Annotated in this window: 21 protein-coding genes; 15 read left to right on the top strand and 6 right to left on the bottom strand. The window is 56.2% G+C overall.

Annotated elements, in window-relative coordinates; genetic code table 11:
* Positions 1–50: 50 nt before the first annotated feature.
* Positions 51–1,064, bottom strand: coding sequence for a porphobilinogen synthase (hemB, locus tag KHU33_RS00600; protein ID WP_211460593.1), 1,014 nt, complete (start codon positions 1,062–1,064; stop codon positions 51–53).
* Between the two features lie 231 nt (positions 1,065–1,295).
* The gene (gene yihA, locus KHU33_RS00595) at positions 1,296–2,015 is read right to left on the bottom strand and encodes a ribosome biogenesis GTP-binding protein YihA/YsxC (protein WP_211460592.1); all 720 of its coding nucleotides are present in this window, start codon (positions 2,013–2,015) and stop codon (positions 1,296–1,298) included.
* Between the two features lie 198 nt (positions 2,016–2,213).
* On the opposite strand from yihA, the gene KHU33_RS00590 reads away from it, so the two are divergent.
* The 6 genes from KHU33_RS00590 (at position 2,214) to KHU33_RS00565 (ending at position 8,780) form a co-directional block, all read left to right on the top strand.
* Positions 2,214–2,879, top strand: coding sequence for a c-type cytochrome (locus KHU33_RS00590; RefSeq protein WP_211460591.1), 666 nt, complete (start codon positions 2,214–2,216; stop codon positions 2,877–2,879).
* A 72-nt stretch (positions 2,880–2,951) separates the two neighbouring features.
* Positions 2,952–5,123 carry a cytochrome c biogenesis protein ResB gene (locus KHU33_RS00585; RefSeq protein WP_211460590.1) on the top strand — a complete coding sequence of 724 codons (2,172 nt, stop codon included), beginning with the start codon at positions 2,952–2,954 and terminating at the stop codon, positions 5,121–5,123.
* Between the two features lie 92 nt (positions 5,124–5,215).
* Positions 5,216–6,361 carry a c-type cytochrome biogenesis protein CcsB gene (gene ccsB / locus KHU33_RS00580; RefSeq protein ID WP_211460650.1) on the top strand — a complete coding sequence of 382 codons (1,146 nt, stop codon included), beginning with the start codon at positions 5,216–5,218 and terminating at the stop codon, positions 6,359–6,361.
* A 4-nt stretch (positions 6,362–6,365) separates the two neighbouring features.
* On the top strand, positions 6,366–7,028 hold the full coding sequence (locus KHU33_RS00575) for an HAD family hydrolase (protein ID WP_211460589.1): 663 nt from the start codon (positions 6,366–6,368) through the stop codon (positions 7,026–7,028).
* Positions 7,029–7,113: 85 nt separating this feature from the next.
* Positions 7,114–8,094 carry a protein-methionine-sulfoxide reductase catalytic subunit MsrP gene (gene msrP, locus KHU33_RS00570; protein ID WP_211460588.1) on the top strand — a complete coding sequence of 327 codons (981 nt, stop codon included), beginning with the start codon at positions 7,114–7,116 and terminating at the stop codon, positions 8,092–8,094.
* A gap of 17 nt (positions 8,095–8,111) precedes the next feature.
* Positions 8,112–8,780, top strand: coding sequence for a protein-methionine-sulfoxide reductase heme-binding subunit MsrQ (locus tag KHU33_RS00565; protein ID WP_211460587.1), 669 nt, complete (start codon positions 8,112–8,114; stop codon positions 8,778–8,780).
* On the opposite strand, the gene KHU33_RS00560 is transcribed toward KHU33_RS00565, so the two are convergent.
* Genes KHU33_RS00560 through lptM form a run of 3 tightly spaced genes read right to left on the bottom strand, consistent with a single transcriptional unit; the run spans position 8,747 to position 11,063 of the window.
* A complete protein-coding gene (locus KHU33_RS00560; protein WP_211460586.1) occupies positions 8,747–9,514 on the bottom strand; it encodes a transporter in 768 nt (255 codons plus the stop codon). The genes KHU33_RS00565 and KHU33_RS00560 overlap by 34 nt on opposite strands.
* Before the next feature lie 22 nt (positions 9,515–9,536).
* Positions 9,537–10,823, bottom strand: a complete 1,287-nt coding sequence (gene lysA, locus KHU33_RS00555; RefSeq protein WP_211460585.1) for a diaminopimelate decarboxylase — start codon at positions 10,821–10,823, stop codon at positions 9,537–9,539.
* Positions 10,824–10,832: 9 nt separating this feature from the next.
* A complete protein-coding gene (gene lptM, locus KHU33_RS00550; RefSeq protein WP_329956003.1) occupies positions 10,833–11,063 on the bottom strand; it encodes an LPS translocon maturation chaperone LptM in 231 nt (76 codons plus the stop codon).
* Positions 11,064–11,104: 41 nt separating this feature from the next.
* Between lptM and cyaY the strand changes: the two genes are divergently transcribed.
* The 6 genes from cyaY to KHU33_RS00520 all read left to right on the top strand — a co-directional run bounded on the left by cyaY (position 11,105) and on the right by KHU33_RS00520 (position 16,687).
* Complete coding sequence (gene cyaY / locus KHU33_RS00545) at positions 11,105–11,431, top strand: iron donor protein CyaY (protein WP_211460584.1); 327 nt, start codon at positions 11,105–11,107, stop codon at positions 11,429–11,431.
* 232 nt (positions 11,432–11,663) lie between these two features.
* On the top strand, positions 11,664–12,524 hold the full coding sequence (locus tag KHU33_RS00540) for an MORN repeat-containing protein (RefSeq protein ID WP_211460583.1): 861 nt from the start codon (positions 11,664–11,666) through the stop codon (positions 12,522–12,524).
* Between the two features lie 104 nt (positions 12,525–12,628).
* Positions 12,629–13,186, top strand: a complete 558-nt coding sequence (locus tag KHU33_RS00535) for a hypothetical protein (RefSeq protein ID WP_329956002.1) — start codon at positions 12,629–12,631, stop codon at positions 13,184–13,186.
* A 54-nt stretch (positions 13,187–13,240) separates the two neighbouring features.
* Positions 13,241–14,380, top strand: a complete 1,140-nt coding sequence (locus KHU33_RS00530) for a DUF2827 domain-containing protein (protein ID WP_211460581.1) — start codon at positions 13,241–13,243, stop codon at positions 14,378–14,380.
* Positions 14,381–14,408: 28 nt separating this feature from the next.
* Positions 14,409–15,554 carry a DUF2827 domain-containing protein gene (locus KHU33_RS00525; protein ID WP_211460580.1) on the top strand — a complete coding sequence of 382 codons (1,146 nt, stop codon included), beginning with the start codon at positions 14,409–14,411 and terminating at the stop codon, positions 15,552–15,554.
* On the top strand, positions 15,551–16,687 hold the full coding sequence (locus tag KHU33_RS00520; RefSeq protein WP_211460579.1) for a DUF2827 domain-containing protein: 1,137 nt from the start codon (positions 15,551–15,553) through the stop codon (positions 16,685–16,687). The genes KHU33_RS00525 and KHU33_RS00520 overlap by 4 nt, the downstream gene beginning before the upstream one ends.
* 63 nt (positions 16,688–16,750) lie before the next feature.
* On the opposite strand, the gene KHU33_RS00515 is transcribed toward KHU33_RS00520, so the two are convergent.
* A complete protein-coding gene (locus KHU33_RS00515; RefSeq protein ID WP_211460648.1) occupies positions 16,751–19,063 on the bottom strand; it encodes a penicillin-binding protein 1A in 2,313 nt (770 codons plus the stop codon).
* Positions 19,064–19,139: 76 nt separating this feature from the next.
* Here KHU33_RS00515 and KHU33_RS00510 point away from each other — a divergent pair, with 76 nt between their 5' ends.
* The 3 genes from KHU33_RS00510 to KHU33_RS00500 all read left to right on the top strand — a co-directional run.
* A complete protein-coding gene (locus tag KHU33_RS00510) occupies positions 19,140–19,472 on the top strand; it encodes a hypothetical protein (protein WP_211460578.1) in 333 nt (110 codons plus the stop codon).
* 22 nt (positions 19,473–19,494) lie between these two features.
* Positions 19,495–20,574, top strand: coding sequence for a pilus assembly protein PilM (locus tag KHU33_RS00505; RefSeq protein ID WP_230413972.1), 1,080 nt, complete (start codon positions 19,495–19,497; stop codon positions 20,572–20,574).
* On the top strand, positions 20,574–21,180 hold a 607-nt coding region (locus KHU33_RS00500), incomplete at its 3' end, for a PilN domain-containing protein (protein WP_211460576.1). The genes KHU33_RS00505 and KHU33_RS00500, both read left to right, overlap by 1 nt.

Here is a 21,180-nt window from a genome sequence, read left to right as displayed (position 1 = left end):
TGCAACACCTTTCCTATTTGCGGTCATCGGCGCGTATGACTTGGGCTTGCCTAGCCTTTTTTTAAGTGACGAGCGATATCCAGCGCAAAATAAGTCAGCACGCCGTCTGCTCCGGCACGCTTGAACGCCATCATGGCTTCCATCATGGTCTTGTCGTGTTCGAGCCAGCCATTTTGCGCGGCGGCCATGATCATCGCGTATTCACCGCTGACCTGATAGGCAAAGGTCGGCACTTTGAATTCATCTTTCACGCGGCGCACGATATCTAGATAAGGCATGCCGGGTTTGACCATCACCATGTCGGCGCCCTCGGCCAGATCCAGCGCGACTTCATGCAAAGCCTCGTTGCTGTTGGCGGGGTCCATCTGGTAGGTGTTCTTATTGCTCTTGCCAAGCGTTGCGGAAGAGCCGACGGCATCGCGGAAGGGGCCGTAAAATGCCGAGGCATACTTGGCGGAATAAGCCATGATCCGGGTGTGAATGTGATGATGCGCTTCCAGTGCATTGCGAATCGCGCCGATACGGCCATCCATCATGTCGGACGGCGCCACGATATCCACTCCGGCGTCGGCCTGAACCAGCGCCTGCTTGACCAGGATGGTGCAGGTTTCGTCATTCAGTACGTAACCGTCCGGGCTCAGCACGCCATCCTGGCCGTGGCTGGTGTAGGGATCCAGGGCAACATCGGTCAGGATGCCGAGTTCGGGAAAACGCTGTTTCAGCTCGCGTACCGCACGCGGGATCAATCCATCCGGATTGGTGGCTTCGATGCCGTCCGGGGTTTTCAGCGACGGATTGATGACGGGAAATAAAGCGATGACCGGGATTCCCAAAGCCACACATTCTTCCGCCACATTCAACAGCAAATCAATGGACAGGCGTTCAACCCCTGGCATTGACTTGATTTTCTCGCGCTGATTTTTGCCATCCAGAATAAATACCGGATAAATCAGATCGGCGGCAGTGATGGTGTTTTCCCGCATCATTGCACGCGAAAATGCATCTTTGCGCATACGGCGCATGCGGATGGCTGGGAATTGGGCAGTTTTCTGAGAATGTGGCATGTCGGTTTCCGAGATATCGGGTGGGTGGGCAGTGAGTTAGCGTAGTGCTTCGCTAATATTTTCGCTGAAAATAAAAAAAGTCGTGAACTTTTTCTGGCCAGTCCTTCTCCTAGCAATAGGTGCATCATTCGCCTCCCGCTTCCCTCCCTGAGCGGGGCCGTATCGCTTTTAGTGATAAGGCATTCTGCCCTGGAGATATTCCCCTTTCTCCAGGGCTTTTTTACGTCTTGCTTATTCTTCGCTGTCCGGCTTTGCCGCAGATTCCGCATCAGTCTCGTCATCGGCCGCAGTTGTCAGGCCGGCCAATTCCAGGATGCGGTCGTTGGCTTCTTCCAGCCCGCTACGATTCAACGCTGAAAATAATTGCGCGGTGAACGGCAACGTCTGGTTATTTTCATCGACATAACTTGCCAAAAATGTACGGGCCTGGCGCAGCGCATTGGTAGCATCGTTGCGGTTGAGCTTGTCGGATTTGCTCAAGATGCAATGAATCGGCTTGCCGGTAGGCGCAAACCATTCCACCATTTGCACATCCAGTTCGGTGAACGGGCGGCGCGAGTCGACAATCAGCACCAGCGCCGCCAGCTGCTGGCGGCGGCGTACGTAATCGCCGAGCAATTGCTGCCAGTGCAATTTAGCCGAACCGGACACTTCCGCATAGCCGTAGCCGGGCAGGTCGACCAGCAAGGCCCGGATTTCGTCGATCTTGGTTTCATCCTTGCGATGCTGCGCAACGTGGGCGCCGCCTATGGAAAAATAATTGATATGCTGGGTGCGGCCGGGTGTTTTAGACGCAAAAGCCAGCTTCTTCTGATTGCACAAAAGATTGATGGCGGTCGATTTGCCGGCGTTGGAACGACCGGCGAACGCTATCTCGGGGACTTGCAAAGTTGGCAAGTCTCGAAGATGATTGACCGTAGTAAAGAAGCGGGCTTGCCAGAGTAGGGACATGGGTGAGCAGAAAATGCGGTAAGGGGAGGCAAAAATGCCGGAAAGCTATTGTACAATAAGGGGTTATGTACTGCTGTTCCGCTTAGCTTTGCCTTATACGCTATCGATAGCCTTTGGGAGCCAGGCCATCAATTGCTGTGGCTGTGCCGGTCAGCTTCGTCGCCACCGAATTCTAAAATCAAGTCTCAGGGTGTTTGAATGAACCGTGCGTTTTTTCCAGTAGTGACATCTTTCTTCGTTGCAGTGCTTGCGCTTTCCTCCGTTGCCCATGCAGCGGATGCGCCAAAAGCCGGGCCTGCCAAAGCGGATCCAGCCAAGGGCGAAGCACTGTATACCAACGGCGACGCGGCGCGCAACATTACCGCCTGTGTTTCCTGCCACGGCACGGCCGGCGCTTCGACCATCAGCGTCAACCCGAAACTGGGCGGCCAGCACGCCGCATATATCCACAAGCAATTGACGAATTTCCAAGGCGCCGACCGGAATAATCCAATCATGTCGCCGCTGGCCAAGGTGTTGACCGACGATGAAATGAAAAACATCGCCGCCTATCTGGAAGCGCAAGCGGTCAAGCCGGGCGCCGCCAAGAACAAGGACACGCTGGAGCTGGGTAAAAAAATCTATCGCGGCGGCATCGCCGAAAAGAACATTCCGGCCTGCGCCGGTTGCCATAGCCCGAACGGCGCCGGCATTCCGGCCCTGTTCCCGCGCATTGGCGGCCAGCATCAGGATTACACCGTGACCGAGTTGAATAATTTCCGCGACCGCATTCGCAAGAATAGTCCGCAGATGGCGACAATTGCGCGGGACATGTCGGATGATGAAATCAAGGCTGTCGCCGATTACATCGCTGGATTGAGATAACAATAATAATAATTCGCGAATTCAGGGGTGGCCTAGGCCACCCCTTTTTCTTTTGAAAAAGATAAATTGTCTATGAGCACAAGTAAGCACGAAATCAAGGATAACGAGATTACTACGGCAGGAATACAGCTGAAGACCAGCCGGCGCTGGCTGGCCGACGCGGTTGAATTGGTGTCGTCCATGCGGTTTGCCATCAGCTTGCTGACGATTATCGCTATCGCCTCGGTGATCGGCACGGTGCTCAAGCAAAACGAGCCGATGCCGAACTACGTCAATCAATTCGGCCCGTTCTGGTTTGAAGTTTTCAGCAAGCTGGGTTTGTACGCGGTGTATTCTTCCTGGTGGTTTCTGCTCATCATGACCTTCCTGGTGATCTCGACCTCCTTGTGCATCGCGCGTAACGCGCCGAAGATGCTGAAAGACGTGCGCAGCTGGCGCGAACATGTGCGCGAGCAATCGCTGCGCAATTTTCATCATAAGGCGGAGTGGACTTCGGCTACGGCGCCCGCCGTGCTGACTCAGCAACTGGTAGCGCGGATAGCCGCCAAGGGCTACAAGACCAAGCTGGTGGCGAAAGACAATGCGACCCTGATCAGCGCCAAGCAAGGCGCCGCCAATAAATGGGGTTATATCTTTGCCCACAGCGCAATCGTGATCATCTGCATCGGCGGCTTGCTGGACTCGGACTTGCCGATACGCGCGCAGCAATGGCTGTATGGCAAAACGCCGTTCAACGGCAACGGCATCATCGCCGAAATCCCGCAGGAGCATCGCTTGGGGCTGGGTAATCCTACCTTCCGCGGCAACACCCTGATTCCGGAAGGTTCGGCCAGCAGCACCGCCATCATTCCGCAAAAAGACGGCGTGATGATTCAGGATTTGCCGTTCACGATCCAGCTGAAAAAATTCATTATCGATTTCTATAGCACTGGCATGCCCAAGCTGTTCGCCAGCGAGGTCGTGATCAGAGACAATGCTGACGGCCATACTTTCCCGGCCACCATCAAAGTCAACCAGCCCCTGATCTACAAGGGCATCGCGGTCTATCAATCGAGTTTTGAGGATGGCGGCAGCAAGCTCAAGCTGACCGCCTATCCGATGGCCGGCGCCGGCGAAACCAGCTTCCCGGTGACTGGCGAAGTCAACGGTGCGACGCCCTTGGCCAACCCGGCGTTAGCCGGTAACGGTAATACCGACTATACGATTGAATGGTCTGGTTTCCGCCCGTTTAACGTGGAAAATATGGCTCAGTCGGGCGACGATTTGCGTGCCGTGACCAAATCCAAGAGCATCAACCAGCGTTTGAGCGATGATTTGAGCAGCCACCTTGGCAATGCGGCGAAAAGCGCCAGCAAGAAGGATTTGAAAAATGTCGGCCCTAGCGTGCAATACAAATTGCGCGACAAGACCGGCCAGGCACGCGAATTCAGCAATTACATGCAATCGATCAAGGTCGATGACGCCTATGTATTCCTGGCTGGGGTGCGCGACGCGCCGGACGAGCCGTTCCGCTATTTGCGCATTCCCGCCGATGACAATGACTCGGTGCAAGAGTGGATGCGCATGCGGGCCGCACTGATGAATCCGGAATTGCGCGCGGCAGCGGCACATCGTTATGCGCAGCGTGCGATTCCTGAAAGCCGTGAGGGCATTGAGACACTGCGTGTCCAGCTGGAGCAATCGGCCTCACGCGGCTTGTCCTTGTTCGCCGGCGACGGCAAGCAAGCAGGTGGGGCTGGATACATGGCTATTTCCAAATTCCTGGAACAAGTGCCGCCGCAGGAGCAGGAAAAGGCGGCAGACATTTTCATGAAGATCCTCAACGGCAGCATGTGGGATCTATGGCAAGTTGCACGTGAAAAAGATGGATTGAAAGAACTGCAGGCGGACGACAAGCGCGCCCGCTTCTTGCAATTGAGCACCAATGCGCTGTCTGACGCAAGCTTCTATAATGCGCCTGTATATCTGCAAATGACCGGTTTTGACGAGATCAAGGCATCGGTGTTCCAGGTCACCCGCTCGCCAGGCAAAAAAGTGGTGTATCTGGGCTGCCTGCTGTTGGTGCTGGGCGTGTTCTCGATGCTGTATGTGCGTGAACGCAGGTTGTGGGTGTGGATTCGTCCGGACCAGAATGCGGCAGGGCAGTCGTATGCATTGATGGCGATGAGTTCGCAGCGCAAGACGCTGGATTTTGAAAAAGAATTCGAAGTGTTGAAAACACAATTAAAGCAGTCGGAAGCATAGGCTGTTGGCCCCGCAGAGGTGCGGGGCAAGGCAGGCAAGATAAGCGTTCCGTTGCGCCTTCGGCGCAGTAGCGGAACGATATGGAGAAAATGATGGACCTGACACAAACGTATACCCCGCCCGGCAGCTTTATCAAGCGCCTGTCCGTGATCGATTGGCTGTTTGCCGTCGCGCTGGTGGCAGCTTCACTGTTCGCCCTGAATCGCTACGGTAGCCATATGGACTACTACGAAAAAGGCGTGCTGCTGCTGGCCGCTCCGACATTTTCCTGGCTCGGCTGGCACTGGAAATCGGTGCGCTGGCTGATGGCTTTGCTGGCGGTGCTGTCGTTGTCGGCCATCGCCATGTATGGCGGCGTGCTGGACATGGCCAACCAGAAGTTTTTCCTGAAATACATGCTCTCCAGCCAGTCAGCGATTCTGTGGATGAGCACGCTGTTTTTTCTGTCGACCATGTTCTTCTGGGGCGGCTTGATCACGCGCTCCGATTTTGGCGCATCGATAGGTTCCAAGCTGTGCTGGGCTGCGGTGGTGATGGGTTTCACCGGCATGCTGGTGCGCTGGTATGAGTCCTACCTGATCGGCGCCGATATCGGTCATATCCCGATTTCCAATCTGTATGAAGTGTTTATTCTGTTCAGCCTGATTACCGCCCTGTTTTACCTGTACTACGAACATCACTACCGTACCCGTCAGCTCGGCGCTTTCGTGTTGCTGGTGATTTCCGCCGCCGTCGGCTTCCTGCTGTGGTACATGGTGTCGCGCGACGCCGCAGAGATCCAGCCGCTGGTGCCGGCGCTGCAAAGCTGGTGGATGAAGATCCATGTGCCGGCCAATTTCATCGGTTACGGCACGTTTGCCCTGTCGGCGATGGTGGCGCTGGCGTATCTGTTGAAATCGCATGGCCACCTGGTTGATCGCCTGCCGACGCTGGAAGTGCTGGACGATGTGATGTACAAGGCAATTGCGGTTGGCTTCACCTTCTTCACCATCGCCACCATTCTCGGCGCGCTGTGGGCTGCCGAAGCCTGGGGCGGCTACTGGTCGTGGGATCCGAAGGAAACCTGGGCGCTGATCGTCTGGCTCAATTACGCAGCGTGGCTGCACATGCGTCTGATGAAAGGTTTGCGCGGCCAGGTTGCGGCATGGTGGGCGCTGATCGGTTTGCTGGTGACGACTTTTGCCTTCCTTGGCGTGAACATGTTCCTTTCCGGCCTGCACTCGTATGGGGAGCTGTGATCCGATGGCAAAACCGGAAACTTCGCCTGTAGATTTGGTTATTTTTGATTGCGATGGCACGCTGGTTGACAGCGAAACCGTCGCCACCGATGTGCTGGTGGCCTATCTGGCCGAGTTAGGCACGCAGCTGTCGGCCGAGGTCGCTCTGGCCCGCTTCAAAGGCGGCAGGATGGCGGATTGCGTGATCGAGCTCGAACAAATGCGCGGCAAGCCCTTGCCGGCAGATTTCACCAAAGTGCTGCGCGAGCGGATTGCACTGGCCTTGCATCAGTGTTTGCAACCGATCGAAGGCGCTCTTGAACTGGTTAAATCGCTCAAAGTGCCGTTTTGCATGGCCTCCAACGGGCCTTTAAAGCAGATCGAATTGTCACTCGGCGTGACCGGCTTGCTGCCGTATTTCGAAGGCCGCATCTTTAGCGCCTACGAGATCGGCTCCTGGAAGCCGGCGCCGGATCTGTTTTTGCACGCCGCCGCGCAAATGGGCTTCGAACCTTGCCGCTGCGCGGTGGTTGAAGATAGCCTGCCTGGGGTGCAAGCAGGCGTGGCGGCCGGCATGCAGGTGTTCGCATTGCAGCCAGAGCAAGTCGAAACGAAACTGCCGAAGCAGGCCACCGTGATTTCCCGTTTGGCGGAATTGCACGAACATATCAATATCGCCGCCGGATAAGTCAATTCGGCCGATTTTGTTTTCGCTCCTGTAAGGAATCGTCAACTCGCTTGACTAAGCTTGATCAACCTAACCGGAGATGCACATGCCGCTCTATCGTCGCCCCAACGGAATCGATCTGCCGTTTCCCTCTGAAATTACGCCACGCGAAGTATTTGAATCGCGCCGCAGCTTTATGCGGCAAATTGCCGTGGGGGCGGCAGGCGCGGGTGGCTTGCTGGAGCTGTCGACGAGTGATGCCTGGGCCCAGGCCAGCGGCGCCCAGAAACTGGCCGCCAAGGCCAATCCGGCCTATGTCGTGATGGACAAGGCCACCCCCTACAAAGACGCCACCACCTACAACAATTTCTACGAGTTCGGCACCGAGAAATCCTATCCTGCCGAAAATGCCGGCAGCCTCAAAACGCGGCCCTGGACGGTAGCGATTGAAGGCGAAGTCAAGAAACCGATGACCCTGGATATCGACAGCTTGCTGAAGCTGGCGCCTCTGGAAGAGCGTATCTACCGCCTGCGTTGTGTCGAGGGCTGGTCAATGGTGATTCCGTGGATCGGCTATTCCTTGTCTGCGCTGATCAAGAAAGTGGAACCGACCGGCAGCGCCAAGTACCTTGAATTCACGACCCTGGCCGATAACCGCCAGATGCCGGGTTTGCGTGCTCCGGTGCTGGAATGGCCGTATGTCGAAGGCTTGCGCATGGATGAAGCCATGCATCCGCTGGCCCTGCTGAGCGTGGGCATGTATGGCCAGGTGTTGCCGAATCAAAGCGGAGCACCGGTGCGCATGGTGCTGCCTTGGAAATATGGGTTTAAGTCCGCCAAGTCGATTGTCAAAATTCGTTTCCTCAAAGATCAGCCGCAAACGGCATGGAATATCGCAGCAGCACGCGAGTACGGTTTTTATTCCAATGTGAATCCGGATGTCGATCATCCGCGCTGGTCGCAAGCGACCGAGCGCCGCATCGGCGAAGACGGCTTCTTCACCAAGAAGCGCAAGACCTTGATGTTCAACGGCTACAACGAGGTTGCCTCGTTGTATGCAGGCATGGACTTGAAAAAGTATTTCTAGAATCTGGAGCGCCCGGCATGTTTAATCCAACGCCCAAGCAATTCAAGTTCCTTAAAATCATTCTGTTTGTACTGGCATTGGTGCCGGCTGCACGGCTGCTGCTGTTCGGATTTACCGATCGCCTGGGTGCCAACCCTATCGAATTCATCACGCGCAGTAGCGGCGACTGGACTCTTTATTTTCTCTGCATTACTTTGGCGGTAACGCCGTTGCGGCGCGTCAGCAACTGGAACTGGCTCATCAAATTGCGGCGCATGCTGGGTTTGTTCGCCTTCTTTTACGCCAGCCTGCATTTCACGACATTCCTCTGGTTCGATCATTTCTTCGATATAAGCGAGATGCTCAAGGATGTCGTCAAACGCCCTTTCATCACAGTCGGCTTCATCGCTTTCGTCTTGCTGTTGCCGTTGGCGCTGACCAGCACCAACGGCATGATCCGCCGCCTGGGCGGCAAGCGCTGGCAATGGCTGCATCGCAGCTTGTATCTGATTGCGATGCTGGGAATCTTGCATTTCTGGTGGATGCGCGCCGGCAAGCATAATTTTGAAAAGCCGATTCTGTTTGGAGCGATCGTCGCTGCGCTATTGCTGGTGCGAGTCTGGTTTGCCTGGTGCAATCGCGGCGATGGCGCTGCCAAATCGCGTGCTGCCGTTCAGAAGCGCCAGGTAACTCCGACCCCAACCTGACGATGGGTCTGGGCCGCGCAAGGGCCGCAGCCGATACCGAATTTCAGCCCCAGGTCGAGGTCGAGATTCGGCGTCGGCGAATAGACGGTGCCGGTCAGGATGTAGCCGGGATTGCTGCTCGAGTGCATGTCGCCGCTGGTATCACTGGCGCGTTCGGTATTATTCAGGATGCCGCCGTCCAGGACCAGGCTCCACTTGGGATTAAGCTCGTACAAGGCATAGGCCGATAAACGCCACTGCACGGTGCGGTTGGCTTGCTGATCGCTAGCCAGGCGATACCGGTTGTAATACGCGGCCAGGTTGCCGCTGAAAGCCCAGTCGCCGCTTTGATAGCTGCTGATCAGTGTCAGCGACATGCTGGCGGTGCCATGTCCCAGGCCGCGGTTGGGATCTCCGCTCGGAAACGTTATCTCAGGTTTCACGCCGAGGCTAAAGTCATTGTGTTCCAGCAGCCGCCACTTCACCCCCAATGCAATATCGTTGATGCCCGACGGCTGCGACAGCGTTGCCGGCGGATTGACATAGATATCGAGATTTTTCAGCAAACCGTAGCTGTAGGTAAAGTTGGCGACATGCGTGTGCACGTCGTTCTGGCGCAGCCAGTCGGTGTTCAGTTCAAGCTGATGGTTGCCTTTGTCCTGAGTGCTCGTATCATCGGTCACCAGTGGATGGTTGGCATGCGCCGCCTGGATCAGTAAACAGGAAAATACGGCAGTGGGCAAGAGCCGTCGCATGGTCTTCCTGTTCATCTTTAGCTCAAGGCGATATGAGCGATTCCAGAGCGAAGAGATCAGCCGGATTCTCGCGCTGCCGGATCAGATGCACCTGCGCACCGTCCACCATCACTTCGGCCGCGCGGCCGCGCGTGTTGTAATTGGAAGACATCGTCATGCCGTAAGCGCCGGCCGACATCAGCGCCAGCAAATCGCCGGCTTCGACCGCCAGCGAACGGGAACGCGCCAGCCAGTCGCCTGATTCGCATACCGGGCCGACCACGTCATAGGTTTGCGCGGCTGTGCTGCGCTGGTTGACGGTCTTCACCTCATGCCAGGCTTCATACAATGCCGGCCGCATCAAGTCATTCATGGCGGCATCGACCACCGCAAAATTCTTGGCTTCCGAATGCTTCAGATACTGAATCTCGGTCAACAGAACGCCGGCATTGCCGACAATCGAACGGCCGGGTTCAAACATCACCTTGATCGGTACGCCCTGATATTTTTCCTGGCGCCAGGCATTGATGCGGGCAAACAAGCGGCCCAGGTAGTCGCCAATCGCGACCGGCTGCTCATCGTCATAAGTAATGCCGATGCCGCCGCCGATATCCAGGTGGTGCAACTCGATGCCTTCGCTGGCCAGCTGGTCGACCAGCTCAATCAGCTTGTCCAATGCTTCCAGCATGGGCGCGTCATCCAGCAGCTGCGAACCGATATGGCAATCGATCCCGGCTACATCGATATGCGGCAGCGCGGCAGCGGTACGGTAGCAAGACAGCGCTTCGTCATAAGCCACGCCGAATTTGTTTTCCTTGAGGCCGGTCGAGATGTAAGGATGGGTCTTGGCGTCGACGTTGGGATTGACGCGCAACGAGATGGCCGCGCGTTTGCCCATGCTGCCGGCAACGTCATTCAGGCGATGCAGTTCCGGAATCGATTCAACGTTGAAGCAAAGAATGTCGTGCGACAAGGCCAGGCGCATTTCCTCGCGCGATTTGCCGACGCCGGAAAAAATTACTTTGGCGGGATCGCCGCCGGCGGCGATTACACGTAATAATTCGCCACCCGAGACGATATCGAAACCGGAGCCAAGCTGGTTCAGCAATTGCAGCACCGCCAGATTGGAGTTGGATTTGACCGAATAACAGATCAGCGTGCCATCCGGCTCAGGGCTGTGTTGTTTGCAGGCATTGGCGTAAGCTGAAAAATTGGCGACCAATGCGGCTTTGGAATAGACGTAAGTAGGGCTGCCGAATTGTTGCGAAATAGCGGTTAACGCGACGTTTTCAGCGTGCAGGACGCCATTCTTGTATGAAAAATACGACATAGGGGCAGCTTATTTGGTAGCGGGTGTTGTTGGAATGTCTACGGTTGCCGGCTGTGCCGGAGCAGCGGCGCCATCAGGTGTCGCCGGAGCAACATTTGGCTTGGCCGGCGCCGGCGCGGTTCTGACGATAGGCGGCGGTAGCTTGGCCGGCATGAACAGCGGGCCTTTTTGGCCGCATGCCGCCAGGCTGAGCGTGACCGGGATCATGGCAATACGCGACAAATCAAAAATGGGCTTCACGGATTAGAATCACAGTTTAACGAAACGGATTGGAGTGTAGCATGACGGAATCAGAATTCCTGGCCGCAGCGGAAGCTGCGCTGGGCAAGATCGAGGCGGCGTTGGAGCAGGCAGCGGAGAGCACCGATCTGGACGTAGAGTGCAAGCGTAGCGGCAATGTGCTGGAAATCGAGTTTATCGACAACGGCAGCAAGATTATCGTCAACAGCCAGGCGCCGATGCAGGAATTGTGGATTGCCGCCAAATCCGGCGGTTTCCACTACAAACAAAAGGGCGGTATCTGGCTCAATACGCGTGACGGTTCAGAGTTTTTTACGGCATTGGCGGCGATGGTCAGCGCCCAGGGTGGCGTACCTGTAACGTTGTAAATTGTTTTGATACGCTTGCTTACCGACTGCATATCGGCTGGATCATGGGCTTGTTTTCAATGTTCGCAAGAACGGTATCAAGGAGAGTTGTTCAACGCTTCTCAACTATCGATAGCCACCAATGAACATAATAATCAGGGGTTCGGAAGACACAAGTGATTGGCGTGACGGCTCGGCTAACGGCGAGGCAATCGGCTATCGACTTCGTTTGAGGTTGAGTCTGAGTCTGAGTTTGATACAGAGCCTTTTCCTGACAAGCGTATTCCTATCCGCAATCGAACCGGCAGCGGCCGTCAACACTCCCGCTGTTGTCGGCGCGGCTACCCTGAACAATCCGACGAGCGGTGGCGCCACCGAAGCGCCCAGGCACTGGGCAGCGGATACCAGCAACGGCTGTAAGATCTGGAGCCCGGAACCGATTGCCAATGACATTACAGTGCGTTGGAGCGGGCGCTGCGACAAGGATCTGGCGCAAGGCCCGGGAACGGTGCGCTGGTTGAGCAACAACAAGCAGGTAGCAGAACTGACCGGCAACATGGAGCAGGGAAAAATACGCGGCCACACCACCGGCGTCGAGGAACCGGGCAATCGCTTTGACGGCATGTTTATCGACTCCCTGCCGGAAGGCGAGGGCAAGGCCAGCTTTGCCGACGGCTCGACCTATAGCGGCGAGTGGCATCGCGGCCGCCAGCTGGGCTATGGGATCATGACGTTTCCCCCTGCCCATCCGCAATATCAAGAGATGCTGAACGAAGGCAAAGGCAGGAAGGCCGAGAACGGCGTTTATGTGCTGCGCGGCTGGTGGGAGGGCAAAACCTTCGTGATTCCGTGCGATAGCGAAGAAGAATGTGAAAAGGCCGTGGTAGCGTTGACGCAGCGCGAGCAAGCCGCCGCCGCGATGCCCGCCCCAGCAGCTGCAACGCCAGCACCGGAGTTGCCGGCTCCGAAACCGGCAACCACACTGCCACCTGAATTGCCTGTTCTGGAGCCGGCAGTCCCTGACGCCAAGCCTGCTGTGGAACCGGAGGCTGCGCTACCTGTTACCTCGGATGCGGGATTCGGCACACTACTTACTAAAAACGGATTTAGCTGATGAAGCATGCACCACATATTTATGCAACAACCGAACCAAGCGACTCAAAGGGCTTACTAGCATCAAGCGCATACCGGCAACCATGGCTGCCGGGATTGCTTTGCGTGATTCTTTTATTCTGGCTGACGCCAGCCGCGCATGGCCAGATGCGTGCCGATTTACCCGGCGCCAAGGCGGCTGCGGCAGCACCGAAAAACCTGCTGGCAGAAGCGGCGCGCGGCGTCGGCGTCAAGCAGTGCCAGCCGGCTATTACGCGTTTGTCGGCGCTGGCCATCAATGGCACCGGCGCCCACGATGTGCTGGTGGATTGGGATCGCGCCCATCCTGATCGCGGACCGTTCTTTTCGCTCACAGGGATCGAATATGCCGGCGCCTCGGCGGCGGTATCCATTACCGCTGTGCCTCAGGATGGCGGCGCGTGTTCGGTTGCCGCCGAGCGTATCTCCATCGCACCGTATTCATGCAAGAGCATTGCCGATACCGAATTGAAAGGATATAGCGCTACGCCTTTGCTGCCGACCTTCACGGTATATGTATCGCCTGCCGAGCCGGGCGGCTCGGTCTCGCTGGTGGATTCACCGCCGGGTTGCCTGATCATCCGGCGCTATGTGCAGTACAACTGGACCGAGCAGACAAAAATGGCGGCGCCGGCGCGCAAATGAAGCGCAAATGAAATACACCGTGTATCCCCCTTACTTTAGATTTGAATCCAAGACATGACTTCTTCAATCGGCGCTTTGCGTATCGGCATCACCATCGGTTTGCATCAGGAAAACGAATCGCTATGGAATAACGGCATCAAGCAAAACGCCGTGTACCTGGCCGAGACGTTAAAACAATGTCCGAGCGTGGGTTCGATGCATCTGGTGAATACCACCGCAATCGCCATCACCGCGGCACTGCCATGGGATCAGACACGTTGGCCGACGGTGACCTTCGAGCAAGCCAAGGACAACCTGGATGTGCTGATCGAACTTGGCGGTCAGATCAATGCAGACCAGACCGCTTACCTGAAGACGCAAGGATGTCGTTTGATATCCTACTGCTGCGGGTTTGAGTATGTGCATGTGATGCAATCGGTATTATTCAATCGGCCGCTGTGGGGTTACGATCTGTTCGTCAACCAGCGCTACGATGCGATCTGGATGGTGCCCCAGGTTGCTACCAACAGCCAGTCCTATTTCGAGACTTTACGTCGCCGGCCGGCGCAGGTGGTGCCGTTTGTATGGGATCCGATCTTCGTCGATCAGCGCAGCCAGGGTTTCGAGCATCACGGTGAATATCGCCCGCGCCCTGGCCCCAAGCGGCTGACGGTGATGGAGCCGAATAACGACATTGTGAAATTCTGCATGTACCCGGCGTTCATTGCAGAAGAAGCCTATCGGCAGCGGCCGCAAGACATCGAGATTCTGCAGGTGACCAACGCCGAGCGGCTGGCGCGCGAGAGCAAGGAATTCATTGCGGTGATGAACCAGCTAGATATCGTGCGTCAGCACAAGGCGGTGTTCCTGGGGCGTTTCGACACGCCGCAGTTCCTGAGCCAGATGACTGATGTAGTGATTTCCCACCAGATAGAGAATGCGTTGAACTATTTTTATTTCGACGTTTGCTGGCAGGGTTATCCGTTGGTGCATAACGCCTATATGTGCAGCGATCTTGGTTACTACTACGAGGGAAATAATGTGCAAGACGGTTGCCGCAGATTGCTTGAAGTGCTGACTACGCACGACGGCAGCTGGCAGGATTATCTGACGCGCCAGCGGCAAGTGCTGAGCCGTTACCTGCCTGGCTGTGCGCAAGTCACGGCTGAGTATGAGCGGTTATTGACTGCTTTGCTGCAACAGCCGATTGTATGATCGAATGGTTTTTAATCTCTCCTAACCCATGAAAAAAATCAATGTAGGTATCTCCGTCTTTGCAGTGCACGGCGCGCAGCTTTGGTCCAACGGCCTCAATCAGAATCTGGCATTTCTGGTAATGCTGTTGCGGCACAGCCCGCAAGTCGGCCGCGTATTTCTATTGAACGGCGGCGACCTTGATCATATGCCCGAAGCAATGGGACTGGACGATCTTGATGTGCCTCTGGTGAAACCTGACGACGTCACTTTCGAGCTTGATATAGTGATCGAAATGGGAGCGCAATTGCCGCTGGAATGGTTGCGTCATGTACGCGCTTTGGGCGTCAAGATCATTACCTTCTTTGTCGGCCACACTTATGCCGACAACGCCGAAGCGCCGATGTTCGACGGCCCTAGCGGCCAGATTTTCAATGGCACGCCGTGGCATGAAATATGGACGCTGCCGCATCACATGAAAAGCAGCGGACCGTTGTTGCGCACCGTGTCGCGGGTGCCGGTGTTTGCGGTGCCGCACATCTGGTCGCCGCTGTTTATCCAAGGGCAGGTCGAGCGGGTTGAAAAAGACGGTCACCATTTCGGCTATCAAGCCAGCAGCGGCGCCGATCGGCCGGGCTGGCGCACGGCGATTTTCGAACCGAATATATCTGTCGTCAAAAGCTGCTTTATTCCGATGCTGGTATGCGAGCAGGCATATCGCCTAGATCAGCGCTCGGTGAGCACGATGATGGTGATGAATACGGTGCAGATGAAAGAGCATCCAACCTTCAATCGTTTCGCCATCAATCTCGATCTGACGCAACATCACAAGGCCACTTATGAACCGCGGGTAGCGTTTGTCGAATGCATGGCGCAGCAAAAGATGGATGCGGTGGTTTCGCATCAGTGGGAATGCGGTTTGAATTATCTGTACTACGACGCGCTCTACGGCGGTTATCCGCTGATCCACAATTCGGAATATCTGAAGGCTGGCGGCGTCGGTATTTATTATCCTGATTTTGAGGCCAGCGCCGGCGGCCACGCCTTGCTCGACGCCTGGCGCCAGGAGCCGGAATTCTGGGACGACTATAAAAAGGCGGGCGCCGCGTACTTGCGCAGGCTAGATCCGGCACACCCTGACAATGTGGATGCATTCGTGAAAAGACTTCAACACACCGTGGGGGGGCAGGTATGAGCCACCCTTTGCCACAACGTAAATTGCGCGTCGGCGTAACCCTGTATGTGCGGCCGGGGCCGCAATCTATCTGGGAAAACGGCATCTTCCAGAATTGCGCATTCCTGGTGCAATTGTTCAACCAGTCGCCGGCGGTCGAGCGTGCCGTGCTGGTGCTGGACGGCCAGACCAACCAGGTCAATGACGCCATGATGCTGGGCGATCTGGGGATCGATATGATCGGCCTGGATCAGGCCATGGAAACCCTGGATGTGGTGATTGAAATGAGCGCCCAGCTGAACGAAGATTGGGTCAGGAGATTCCGCGAGCGCGGCGGGCGTTATGCCTGGATGCGGGTCGGCAACGATTATGTGATCGACATCGAGCGCGCCATGTTCAACAAACCGCACGGCGGTTTATGCAGCGACAAGCCTTACGACGCGGTGTGGACCCTGCCGGAGTACCTGCGCAGCTGCAAAGATTACTTTGGCCTCACTGCACGGGCGCCGGTGCATATCGTGCCGCATTTGTGGACGCCGCTGTTTTTTGCAAAAGGCATCGCCACCTTGCCCAGCCATCTCAGCTATGGTTATGAGCCGGGCAAACCGCGCTGGCGGGTATGCAGTTTCGAACCCAATGTCTGCATGGTGAAAACCTCACTGCTGCCGATGCTGGCTTGCGAAGAAGCATATCGCGCGCAACCGGCATTCCTGCAACATCTGCGCGTGTGCAATACCTTGCATCTGAAAGAGCATTTGAAGTTTTCGCAATTCGCGCGTTCGCTTGATGTCGTGAATCACGGCCTGGCGTCTTTTGAAGGGCGCTTTGCGGTGTACGAGTTCATGGCCAATTATGGCGATTGCATCATTTCGCATCACTGGGAAAACGGCCAGAACTATCTGTACTACGAGGCCTTGTACGGCGCTTATCCCTTGATCCACAACTCGGAATTTATCAAGGGTTACGGGTATTACTATCCGGAGTTCGATTCCTATGCCGGCGGCCAGGCGGTGTTACAGGCGTTTGCCACGCATGATGCGCAGTTGGAGGATTACCGGCGCAATGCGCAGACCTTGCTGCGTACGCTGGATGTGAGCTTGCCGGAGAATATCGAGATCTACACCCGGCGCTTGCTGGATCTGTATTCGAATTAAAAAAGGCTTCCCTGTATCTATCAGGGAAGCCTTTTTGTTTGACCAACTGCTTGCTCGGTTCGATCAGAACAATTCGTTCTTCACCTCATCCCGGGCTTTTTCTTCTTCCGTCGGCGCCGTGCTGCCACCGCCAAGGCTTTGTGTTGCGATTCCCGGCGGATATTCCGCGTAATAATATTCACCGCCGGAATGAACCAGGCCGTCCGGCACCGTGCGGTCTTCCATCGGCACGCCTTTCAACGCCTGTTGCATGAAGCTGATCCAGATCGGCAACGCCAGGCCGCCGCCGGTTTCCTTGTCGCCCAGGCTGCGCGGCTGGTCGTAGCCCATCCAGCCGACGGCTACCAGCGACGGCTGGTAGCCGGCAAACCAGGCGTCCAGCGAATCGTTGGTGGTGCCGGTCTTGCCGGCCAGATCCGTGCGGTTGAGCGACAGCGCCTTGACTGCGGTGCCGTAGCGCACCACGTCGCGCATCATGCTATCCATTAAGTAGGCATTGCGCGGATCGATGATGCGATTGGTTTCGTCGCCGGCGGTTTCCGGATGCACTTGCGACAACACGTTGCCGTCGGCGTCGGTGATTTTACTGATGATGTAAGGGCTGATTTTATAACCGCCGTTGGCAAATACCGCGTAACCGCCGACCATTTGCAGCGGCGTCACTGCGCCGGCGCCCAGGGCCAACGTCAGGTATGGCGGATTTTTGTCAGCATCGAAGCCAAAACGCGTCACATATTCCTGCCCGTATTTGGCACCGATCTTGTCCAGGATACGTACCGAGACCACGTTCTTCGACTTGGTGAGCGCACGGCGCATGCTCATCGGCCCTTCGTATTTATTGCCGTAGTTCTTGGGTTGCCAGATCTGGCCGCCGGTCTGGCCGCCGCCGTAAGTAAGCGGCGCATCGTTGATGATCGTGGCCGGCGACAAGCCTTTTTCCAGCGAGGCGGAATAAATGAAGGGCTTGAACGACGAACCCGGCTGGCGCCACGCCTGGGTCACATGATTGAATTTATTGCGATTGAAATCAAAGCCGCCGATCAGGGCGCGGATCGCTCCGTCCTGGGTGTCGGCCGCGACAAAAGCCGATTCCACCGCAGGCATTTGCGTGATGCTCCAGTTTTTTCCATCCAGCATGACGCGGATGATGGCGCCGCGTTTGACCTTGCGCTGCGGCGGCGCTTTGTCGCTCAGCAGATTGGTGGCGATGCTCAGGCCGGCGCCGCTGACGCTGATCTCCTGGCCCGACGATAGTACGGCGCGAACCAGTTTCGGGCTTGCCTCCAGCACCACCGCCGCGACGATTTCATCGCTGTCGGGATGGTCGGCCAGTTCTACTTCGATCGCATCTTCAGCCTCTTCCTTGGTGCCGTCAGGGATCTCCATAAAACCTTCGGGGCCGCGATAGCCGCGCCGCTTCTCGTAATCCATGACGCCGCGGCGCAGCGCTATATACGCCGCATCCTGGTCCGCCTTGGTAATGGTGGTGAAGACATTGAGGCCGCGCGTGTAAGTGTTTTCCTTGAACTGCTCATACACCAGCTGGCGCGCCATTTCAGAGACGAATTCGGCATGGATGCCAAATTCGCTGGCGCCGGTCTTGATGTGCAGGGTTTCGTTCTTGGCTTGTTCGTACTGCGCTTCGTTGATGTAGCCGAGTTGCAGCATGCGCAGCAAAATATATTGCTGGCGTACCGTTGCACGCTTCGGATTGACCACCGGATTGTTGGCCGACGGCGCTTTCGGCAAACCGGCCAGCATCGCGGCTTCTGCGGTGGTAATGTCCTGCAGCCGCTTGCCAAAATAGATTTGCGCCGCCGAGGCAAAGCCGTAGGCACGCTGGCCCAGATAAATCTGGTTCATGTAAACCTCAAGAATCTGGTCCTTGCTCAGGTTGCGTTCGATTTTCCATGCCAAGGGAATCTCATACAGAAATTTGCGCGAGGCTTTCTGGAAGAAGGTCGGCTCGTTGCTGGTCAGGAAAAAATTGCGGGCGACCTGCTGCGTAATCGTGCTGGCGCCGCCGCCGCCGCCGGTCAGGTTGGAAAAACTGGCGCGCAGGATGCCTTGGTAGTCGACTCCGCCATGCTGGTAAAAACGATCGTCTTCAATTGCCAGCACAGCTTTCTTCATCACGTCGGGAATCTCGCTGATGTGCACCAGGCTGCGCCGTTCTTCGCCAAACTCGCCGATCAGCACGCCGTCGGCCGAAAAAATGCGCAACGGAATTGTGGGTTTGTAGTCGGTCAGCGAATCCAGTTCCGGCAAATTCGGGTAAGCCATCGCCAGCATCAGGAAAAAAGTCAGGCAGCCGATAACTGTCAGGCCGATAACAATGCCAAAAAAGCCAAGCGCCAGCCGCAGCAACAGCGGCATGCGACGGCGCGAAGGAAGAGAGGGCTGGGTGTCGCTGGCTGTGTCTGGGGGCGTCATTCGATGCGTTTTATGAAAGATGGATGCCCCGCATTATAGCGGCACAGGGCTTGGCTCAAAACTTGCTCTGCATCATGCGTTCTTGATGAGCAGCAAACTGCGTTGCGAAATCCAGACAGAAATCGTCGCAAAAATCAAAATTAGCATGAATGGAGTGGCTGTGGAGCTGAAGTTGGTAGCACTTGAACAATTGCTGTGTGGAAAATTTCTTTACAGTACCGCACTCTTATTGCTACGATTTCACCTTATAAAATTTAACATTGCTGTAAGCCCTGTTTTACAGGTTTTTCCTAACTTCGAGACGGTATACCGCATATGCGACCGCCTTGCAGGCAGAATGTTCCCCACATAATACATACTCGGGAGAAATGCTCTTGGCATTAGATCTTGGATCGCTGATCGGTAAGAAGAACCCGCCTCTGGTGGGGATTGATATTAGTACGTCTGGCGTCAGGCTGGTTGAGCTGTCGGAGACGGGCAAGGATCAATTGCGTCTGGACCGCTATGCCTCGGAACCGTTGCCGCGCGGCGCGGTAGTGGATGGCAATATCGAAAATATCGAGCAAGTCACGGAGGCAGTCCGGCGGCTGTGGAAAAAAAGCGGCTCGAGCGCCAAGCTGGTGGCTCTGGGCATGCCGCCGGCGTCGGTGATTACCAAAAAGATCATTCTGGCCAGCGGCATGCTGGAAGAAGAGCTGGAGATGCAGGTCGAATCCGAAGCCAGCCAATATATTCCGTTTGCGCTGGATGAGGTCAGCCTTGATTTTGACGTTATCGGGCCCGCGCAGCATTCGCCGGAGGATGTTGAAGTGCTGCTGGCGGCGACACGCAAGGAAAAGGTGGAAGACCGTGTGGCGGTGGCAGAGGCGGCCGGTCTCAAGCCGACCGTGATGGACATCGAATCCTACGCGGCGCGCGCGGCGATCAATCGCATCATCGAACAATTGCCGAAAGCCGGGCAGGGGCAGATTGTCGGTCTGTTCCAGATCGGCACTCAAACCACGCATGTATCGGCGTTACTGGATGGCCAGCTGATTTATGAGCGGGAGCAGCCGTTTGGCGGCAACCAGCTGACCCAGGATATTGTGCGTGCCTACGGCCTCTCGTATGAGGAGGCAGACGCCAAAAAACGTGGCACTGATTTGCCTGAAGGCTACCAGCAAGAGGTCCTCACTCCCTTCCTGGAGAGCGCCGCACTGGAAGTCACGCGAGCGATCCAGTTTTTCTTTACCTCGACTCCCTATACCCGCCTCGACCAGTTATTCCTGGCTGGCGGTTGCGCCACCATCCCCGGCCTGGTTGAAGTAGTGGCTGGACGGGCCAAGATTTCCACCTCGGTGGTCAGTCCGTTTACCGGCATGCAACTGGGGCCGAACGTGCGGGAAAAACAATTGCGCATAGATGCGCCGTCTTATCTGGTTGCTTGCGGGCTGGCCATGCGGAGGTTTGGCTGATGATCAAAATTAATTTACTGCCGCATCGCGAAGCCAAGCGTAAGCAGCGCAAGAATGCCTATTTCGCCATGTTGGTGCTGTCTGCAATTATCGGCCTGGTCGTGGTGCTGCTGGTCGGCGCATTTTTCGCGAACAGTATTGCTAACCAGGCCGAGCGCAATCGTTTTATCACGGCGGAAAACACCCGTCTTGACGGCGAAATCAAGGAAGTCGCCACGCTCAAGCAGGAAATCGAGGCATTGAAGGCGCGCCAGCAAGCCGTTGAGGATTTGCAAAGCGACCGCAATCAGCCGGTGTATCTGATGGATGAACTGGTCAAGCAGGTGCCGGAGGGTGTCTACCTGAATTCACTCAAGCAGGAAGGGCAGCGGGTGGCATTGAACGGTTATGCGCAGTCGAATGAGCGGGTATCCGAGTTGCTGCGTAATTTGGGGAATAACTCGGCTTGGCTGGAACGTCCCGATCTGATTGAAATTCGTTCCGCGAATATCGGCGTTACCGGCCGCGATAGCAAGCGTGTCTTCGCGTTCACTGTCAATGTCGGCATCAAACGACCGTCCGACAAGGACGCCAAAGATGCTGCCGCCACGCCAAAAATGGCGGGTG

This window comes from Collimonas silvisoli, assembly GCF_018305005.1.
GTDB lineage: Bacteria > Pseudomonadota > Gammaproteobacteria > Burkholderiales > Burkholderiaceae_D > Collimonas > Collimonas silvisoli.
Note: the sequence above shows the minus strand (reverse complement) of the source record. Positions and strands in the feature narration are given on the sequence as shown.

Excerpts from the sequence above, each read along its gene's own strand:
- KHU33_RS00565 (WP_211460587.1), top strand. The coding sequence starts at position 8,112 with ATGTTTAATCCAACGCCCAAGCAATTCAAGTTCCTTAAAATCATTCTG.
- KHU33_RS00530 (WP_211460581.1), top strand. The coding sequence starts at position 13,241 with ATGACTTCTTCAATCGGCGCTTTGCGTATCGGCATCACCATCGGTTTG.
- KHU33_RS00515 (WP_211460648.1), bottom strand. The coding sequence starts at position 19,063 with ATGCCGCTGTTGCTGCGGCTGGCGCTTGGCTTTTTTGGCATTGTTATC.
- msrP (WP_211460588.1), top strand. The coding sequence starts at position 7,114 with ATGCCGCTCTATCGTCGCCCCAACGGAATCGATCTGCCGTTTCCCTCT.
- KHU33_RS00520 (WP_211460579.1), top strand. The coding sequence starts at position 15,551 with ATGAGCCACCCTTTGCCACAACGTAAATTGCGCGTCGGCGTAACCCTG.
- KHU33_RS00510 (WP_211460578.1), top strand. The coding sequence starts at position 19,140 with ATGGATGCCCCGCATTATAGCGGCACAGGGCTTGGCTCAAAACTTGCT.
- ccsB (WP_211460650.1), top strand. The coding sequence starts at position 5,216 with ATGGACCTGACACAAACGTATACCCCGCCCGGCAGCTTTATCAAGCGC.
- lysA (WP_211460585.1), bottom strand. The coding sequence starts at position 10,823 with ATGTCGTATTTTTCATACAAGAATGGCGTCCTGCACGCTGAAAACGTC.
- KHU33_RS00525 (WP_211460580.1), top strand. The coding sequence starts at position 14,409 with ATGAAAAAAATCAATGTAGGTATCTCCGTCTTTGCAGTGCACGGCGCG.
- KHU33_RS00590 (WP_211460591.1), top strand. The coding sequence starts at position 2,214 with ATGAACCGTGCGTTTTTTCCAGTAGTGACATCTTTCTTCGTTGCAGTG.
- yihA (WP_211460592.1), bottom strand. The coding sequence starts at position 2,015 with ATGTCCCTACTCTGGCAAGCCCGCTTCTTTACTACGGTCAATCATCTT.
- KHU33_RS00575 (WP_211460589.1), top strand. The coding sequence starts at position 6,366 with ATGGCAAAACCGGAAACTTCGCCTGTAGATTTGGTTATTTTTGATTGC.
- hemB (WP_211460593.1), bottom strand. The coding sequence starts at position 1,064 with ATGCCACATTCTCAGAAAACTGCCCAATTCCCAGCCATCCGCATGCGC.
- cyaY (WP_211460584.1), top strand. The coding sequence starts at position 11,105 with ATGACGGAATCAGAATTCCTGGCCGCAGCGGAAGCTGCGCTGGGCAAG.
- KHU33_RS00560 (WP_211460586.1), bottom strand. The coding sequence starts at position 9,514 with ATGCGACGGCTCTTGCCCACTGCCGTATTTTCCTGTTTACTGATCCAG.
- KHU33_RS00585 (WP_211460590.1), top strand. The coding sequence starts at position 2,952 with ATGAGCACAAGTAAGCACGAAATCAAGGATAACGAGATTACTACGGCA.